The organism is Kordia jejudonensis (assembly GCF_001005315.1).
GTDB lineage: Bacteria > Bacteroidota > Bacteroidia > Flavobacteriales > Flavobacteriaceae > Kordia > Kordia jejudonensis.
The window spans coordinates 1-6,872 of the sequence record NZ_LBMG01000091.1 but is presented as its reverse complement, the minus strand read 5'-3'; the positions used below and the strand labels follow the sequence as shown (position 1 = coordinate 6,872).

The 6,872-nt window shown below is 36.7% G+C and carries 6 protein-coding genes; all 6 read left to right on the top strand.

Annotation, left to right across the window (positions count from 1 at the left end; genetic code table 11):
* The coding region (locus AA089_RS22455; protein ID WP_046759269.1) for a gliding motility-associated C-terminal domain-containing protein at positions 1-1,486 on the top strand (1,486 nt) is incomplete at its 5' end.
* Positions 1,487-1,556: 70 nt separating this feature from the next.
* Entirely contained in the window at positions 1,557-2,492 is a 936-nt protein-coding gene (locus AA089_RS22450) for a PorP/SprF family type IX secretion system membrane protein (protein WP_046759268.1), read from the top strand.
* 9 nt (positions 2,493-2,501) lie between these two features.
* A complete protein-coding gene (locus AA089_RS22445) occupies positions 2,502-4,448 on the top strand; it encodes an OmpA family protein (protein WP_316936960.1) in 1,947 nt (648 codons plus the stop codon).
* Positions 4,449-4,690: 242 nt separating this feature from the next.
* Positions 4,691-5,215, top strand: a complete 525-nt coding sequence (gene idi, locus AA089_RS22440) for an isopentenyl-diphosphate Delta-isomerase (RefSeq protein WP_046759266.1) — start codon at positions 4,691-4,693, stop codon at positions 5,213-5,215.
* Positions 5,216-5,302: 87 nt separating this feature from the next.
* Complete coding sequence (locus AA089_RS22435) at positions 5,303-5,713, top strand: 6-pyruvoyl trahydropterin synthase family protein (RefSeq protein ID WP_046759265.1); 411 nt, start codon at positions 5,303-5,305, stop codon at positions 5,711-5,713.
* A gap of 2 nt (positions 5,714-5,715) precedes the next feature.
* On the top strand, positions 5,716-6,690 hold the full coding sequence (locus tag AA089_RS22430; protein WP_046759264.1) for a type I phosphomannose isomerase catalytic subunit: 975 nt from the start codon (positions 5,716-5,718) through the stop codon (positions 6,688-6,690).
* Positions 6,691-6,872: the final 182 nt, after the last annotated feature.

Here is a 6,872-nt window from a genome sequence, read left to right as displayed (position 1 = left end):
CAATACAGTAGATACAGATAACGACGGATTAACAGACTGTGAGGAAACTACAGGAATTGATGATCCAAGTACACCATTGATCCCAGCTGACTTCGGCGTAGTACCAGGAAGTCCAAGTGATCCAAACGATCCATGTGACCCAATCGGAATCAACACGGTAGATACAGATAATGATGGATTAACAGACTGTGAGGAAACAACAGGAATCGACGATCCAAGTACACCATTAAATCCAAATGACTTTGGAGTTGTACCAGGAAGCCCAAGTGATCCAAACGATCCATGTGATCCAATCGGCATCAGTACAGTAGATACAGACGGAGATGGATTAACAGATTGTGAAGAAATCACAGGAATCGACGATCCAAGCACGCCAGCAGTTCCAAACGGAACAAGTGATCCAAATGACGATTGTGATCCAGATCCTACAGCTAATCCTGATGGAGATTGTGATGGTGATGGAATACCAAACGGCGTAGAAGGTGATCAAGATACTGATGGAGATGGAATTCCAGATCTATTAGATATTGATAGTGATGATGATGGTATCATTGATACGGTTGAAGCAGGAGCAAATCCAGCAACACCAGTAGATAGTGATGGCGACATGATTCCAGATTACTTAGATCAAGATAGTGATGATGATGGTATCTTAGATAACGTTGAAGCACAAACAACTGACGGATATATTCCTCCAAGTGGAATGGATGTTGACGGAAACGGTTTAGATGATGCATATGAAGTAACTCCAGGTTCAGGAGAAGGAATTGATCCTGTAAATACTGACGGAACTGATAATCCAGATTATATCGATACAGATAGTGATAATGATGGAGTATTAGATATTGTAGAAGGTCATGATTACAATGGAGACGGAATTCCAGATGTAATGCCAAGTGGAGTAGATGTTGATAATGATGGTGTAGATGATGCATTTGACGGAGACCTTACTGGATATGGTGATCCAAACGGAGCAGCAGTAGACGATCCAACGGATGATTTACCTGATACAGACGGAACAGAAGATCAAGATTACCGTGATACAGATGATGACGGTGATGGAACTCCTACATCAGACGAAAACCCTGATCCAAATGGAGATGGTGACAATAGTGATGCACTTGATAGTAATGGAAACGGAATTCCTGACTATCTTGAGGTAAACAATAGTACACCTTCTGTCGACGATCTTGAAATATTCAATGCTGTAACGCCTAACGGTGACGGAGATAACGATGTGTTTACAATTAGAAACATTGAATTATTCCCAGACAACCAAGTTAGAATTTACAACAGATGGGGAGTATTAGTATATGAGACTCAAGGATACGGACAAAACGGAAACTATTTCCGTGGAGTATCTAACGGTCGCGTAACCATTCAGCAAAACAAACTATTACCAGTAGGAACATATTACTACGTTATCGACTATGTAGTTAATGGTACTACCAAGAGTAGAGCTGGTTACTTATACATACAACGATAAATTAATAAGCGAACATACTATCTTTGTAGTATGTCCGCTATAATAATAAACAAAAACATAGCATACTATAATGAGAAATAAAATCATCATCATCATAGGCTTATTGAGTACCGTATTTTCATTAGAAACATATGGGCAGCAGGACGCACAGTATACGCAATACATGTACAATACCATAAGTATCAATCCAGCCTATGCAGGTTCAAGAGGAGTATTTAGTATGGCTGGCTTGCATCGTTCACAATGGGTAGGTTTAGAAGGAGCGCCACAAACGCAAACATTAAACTTGCATACGCCAATAGGAAAAAAAGGAAAAGTAGGACTTGGATTTTCAATCATCAACGATCAACTGGGTCCAACCGATGAAACCTATTTTGATATTGATTTCTCATACACAATCAATACCTCTGAAAATGGAAAACTTTCATTTGGTATAAAAGCTGGTGGACACTTATTAGATGTATGTTTTGATTGTTTAAACCAATACAACCCTGGAGATTTACTTTTACAAAGTAATATTGATAACAAATTCTCGCCAAACATTGGAGCAGGAATCTACTACAGAAACTCTGAAAAATGGTACGTAGGATTATCAGCTCCTAATTTACTTGAAACAAAACACTTTGACGAATCATCACTATCAACCGCAACAGAACGTATCAACCTTTACCTAATTGGTGGATACGTATTTGATATGAGTGATAGCGTAAAATTCAAACCAGCAGTGCTATTCAAAGCTGTATCTGGAGCGCCTTTGCAAGCAGATCTGTCAGCAAACTTTCTAATCAATGATAAACTAACCTTAGGAGCAGCCTATCGTTGGAGTGCAGCCTTTAGTGGACTCGTCGGATTGCAACTATCAGACAGTTTCATGATTGGTTTTGCATACGATCGTGAAACAACCGAACTCGGAAATACACAATTCAATGATGGTTCATATGAAGTATTTTTACGCTTCGAACTATTCAATAACCGCGACAAAATAATCTCACCAAGATTCTTCTAAAAACCAACAATGATGACACGAAAAAAATATATACTATATACGCTGTTAAGTTTATTCGTTCTTGTCGGTTATGCACAAGAAAAAAAGCTTGAAAAAGCAGATGAAAAATATGATAGCTACGCTTTTATCAATGCAATTGAAATCTATGAGAAAGTTGCCGAAGAAGGATACAAATCGAAAGAGCTATTCGAAAAACTAGGAAATGCATACTATTTCAATGCAGACTTGATTAGTGCCTCAAAATGGTATGGCGAACTATTCTCACTAGGAGAAGAAGTTGCACCAGAATACTACTTCCGTTACGCACAAGCATTAAAAGCTGAAAAACGCTATGAAGAATCAGACAAAAAAATGCAAGAATTTAGTAAACTAACAGGAAGCGACATTCGTGGAACTAAATTCATCAAAACACGTAACTACTTAGAAGAAATTGCAGAACAATCCGGGCGTTTTCGTATCGAAAATTTAGGTGTAAACTCTCCATATTCAGACTTTGCTCCATCATTCTATGAAGACAACTTAGTATTTTCTTCAGCACGAGATACAGGAGTAGCAACACGTTACAAACACAAATGGAATGCACGTCCATTTTTAGATCTATACGGATCAGAAGTACAAGAAAATGGAAGTTTGGCAAACGTTGACAAATTCAGCGGTAAGTTAAACACAAAATATCATGAATCAACGACCGTGTTTACCAAAGACGGAAACACCATGTATTTTACCCGAAACAATTACTACAAAGGAAAATACAAAAAAGACAAAAAAGGAATCAATAAACTCAAAATGTTCAGAGCTACACGCGAAGGAGATACATGGGTAAATATTGAAGAACTACCATTCAATAGCAATAATTATTCTGTAGCACATCCAGCACTTAGTGTAGATGAAAAAAAGCTATACTTTGCTTCCGATATGCCAGGTACTTTCGGTTTATCCGATCTATTTGTGGTTGATATCAATGACGATGGAACTTTCGGCGAACCAAAAAACTTAGGAAAAGGAATCAACACAGAAGGAAGAGAAAACTTCCCGTTCATCAGCCAAAAAAATGAACTATACTTCTCATCAGACGGACATGTTGGTCTTGGAGGATTAGACATTTTTGTAATGCAACTAGATGACGAAGAACAAACCATATACAACATTGGCGAGCCTGTAAACAGTTCTATGGACGATTTTACATTCATCATTAACAGCACAACCAAAAAAGGATACTTTGCATCCAATCGTGATGGCGGACAAGGTGATGACGATATCTATTCATTCATCGAAATGAAAGAAATTCAATGGACATGTGAGCAAGAAATTATGGGAGTTGTAAAAGACAATAAATCTAATGAAATTCTTGTTGGAGCAGAAGTTAAACTCTTTGACAATAAAAATAACGAACTCGAAAGAACATACAGCGACAATCTAGGAGAATTCAGATTCAAAGCAATACTAGAATGTAATGAAGTATACTTTGTAAGAGCTGTCAAAAAAGATTACAATCCAGCAGAAAACTTATTGCCAAAACAAGAAGCAGCAGGATTGCGTTCAACAATCTTATTACTCGAAAAAGAAGAAGTACCTTTCAAAGTTGGAGACGATTTAGCCAAAATTTTAAACATTCCAATCATATACTTTGACTTTGACAAATCGAATATTCGTCCTGACGCTGCCGCAGAATTAGAAAAAGTTGTAACTGTGATGAAACAATATCCTACACTTAAAATTGATGTACGCTCGCATACGGATAGTAGAGGTAGAGATGCTTACAACAAAAAACTATCGCAACGTAGAAACAAATCTACAATTACATACATCATTTCAAGAGGAATTGATGCTAACAGACTTACAGGAGCAGGTTACGGAGAAGAACGCTTGGTAAATCAATGTAGTAATGGTGTAAAATGTACAGAAGAAGAACACCAACTCAACAGACGTAGTGAATTCATTGTTGTAGAACGATAACATAAAAAACGTATAAACAAAAAAGCATCTCAAATAACTGAGATGCTTTTTTTATTCCTAAAATCATCAAAAACTATTTGCAACTCCACAAAGACCCAAGACCAAAGACCCAAAACCCAAAGATCCAAGATCCAAGACCAAAAACCCAAAATCCAAAACTTATGTTAATTTTACCTTAAAATAGTAAACAATAGTCACAAGCACCGAAAGCTATTTTGTAAATTTGCATTTCGACAAAAAATATGGCAAAAGAAAACGTAATCCTAGTAAATGAAAATGACGAGCAAATCGGTTTAATGGAAAAAATCGAAGCGCACGAAAAAGCATTGCTTCACCGAGCATTTTCAGTATTTATCCTCAACGACAAAGGCGAACTCATGTTGCAACAACGTGCCTTACACAAATATCATTCACCAGGTTTATGGACAAACACCTGTTGTAGTCATCAACGCGACGGTGAAAGTAACATAAGCGCAGGTAAACGAAGGTTGCAAGAAGAAATGGGATTTGTTACCGATCTTGCGGAAGCAGTATCGTTCATATACAAAGCTCCATTTGATAACGGTCTTACCGAACATGAATACGATCATGTCATGATAGGAACCTACAATGACGCACCAAACATCAATCCTGATGAAGTTGCCGATTGGAAATGGATGGATGTACAAGCTATAAAAGATGATATCGGAGCACATCCAGATCAATACACAGCTTGGTTTAAAATAATATTTGATAAATTTTACCAACACATAAAAGTTGATAAATGAAACGAGTATTTTAAAAAAAAATATCACTAAAGACATTGATTATTAGCGAACAGCATGTGACCAATGAAAAACAAATAAAAGAAACACATGAAAGTTACTGTAAGTAGAAAAGCACATTTCAATGCAGCACACAGATTATATCGACCTGATTGGGATGACGCAAAGAACAATGAAATCTTTGGGAAATGTAACAATCCTAACTATCACGGACACAATTACGAAATGATTGTAAGTGTCACGGGTAAAATTGACCCAGAAACAGGATATGTAATGGACGTTAAAGTACTAAAAGATTTAATTCGTTCGGAAGTAGAAAATGCTTTTGATCATAAAAATTTAAACCTAGACGTTCCTGAATTCAAAAATCTAAATCCAACAGCAGAAAACATTGTAGTTGTCATTTGGAACAAACTCAGAAAACACATTTCAACGTCATTAGACCTAGAAGTTGTGTTGTATGAAACACCAAGGAACTTCGTAAAATACGCTGGCGAATAACAATGAAATTACATCCGTTAAAATTCAATCCAATTTTCAAAGAACGCATTTGGGGAGGCAACAAGCTCCAAACCATGCTTCAAAAAAATAGTAAAGGCGATGCTATCGGCGAAAGTTGGGAAATTTCAGATGTTGACGGAGAACCATCTATAGTTTCAAAAGGCGAATTACAAGGAAAAACACTGCAAGAACTCAGCGAAACATTTCAAGCAGAATTGCTAGGAAAAAAAGTATACGAAGCGTTTGGAACAAAATTTCCATTACTCATCAAATACATTGACGCTAAAAGCGATTTATCCATTCAGGTACATCCAAATGATGCATTGGCTCAAAAACGTCACAATTCTTTCGGAAAAACGGAAATGTGGTATGTAATGCAAGCTGATGAAGGCGCAAAACTCATGGTAGGTTTCAATCAGGAAGTTTCCAAAGAAGACTATCAAACACATTTAAAAAACAATACACTTACGGAAATTCTCAACTTTGAAAACGTTCAAAAAGGAGATGTATATTTTTTGCCTACTGGTAGAATTCATGCCATTGGTGGCGGAATTGTATTAGCGGAAATTCAACAAACTTCAGACATTACCTATCGTATCTATGATTGGAATAGAGTAGATGCAGAAGGAAACTCACGTGAATTACACACAGCTTTAGCGTTGGACGCGATAGACTACACACTCCACAAAAACTACAAAACTGAATATACAGCGGAAGCGAACAAAACATCCACAATAGTTAATTGTCCTTACTTTACCACAAATTTATTACCATTTCAAGGAGAAATTGCTGTAAATCATGATGATAAAGATTCATTTGTCATATACATGTGTGTAAAAGGAAATGTATCAATTCACACAGAAAACTACAGTGAAACCATAGCTTTTGGCGAAACACTACTTTTGCCAGCTTCCATAAAAAATGCCACGGTAAAAGCAACTGAAGCTTCTGAACTTTTGGAAGTTTATATTAAATAGTATTGAGTATTGAGAAGTTAGTATTGAGATTGGGTCGCTTCGCTTTTGGACTTGTTCTCACGAAGGCGAGAATCGCTTGGAACGCTTCATTGTTGTTCTTTATGTACTTTTTTACATTTAACATTCATAATTTAGTATTTAACCTGAGTTTGACGTAAAAAATTTAGTTCGATACTTTTCTT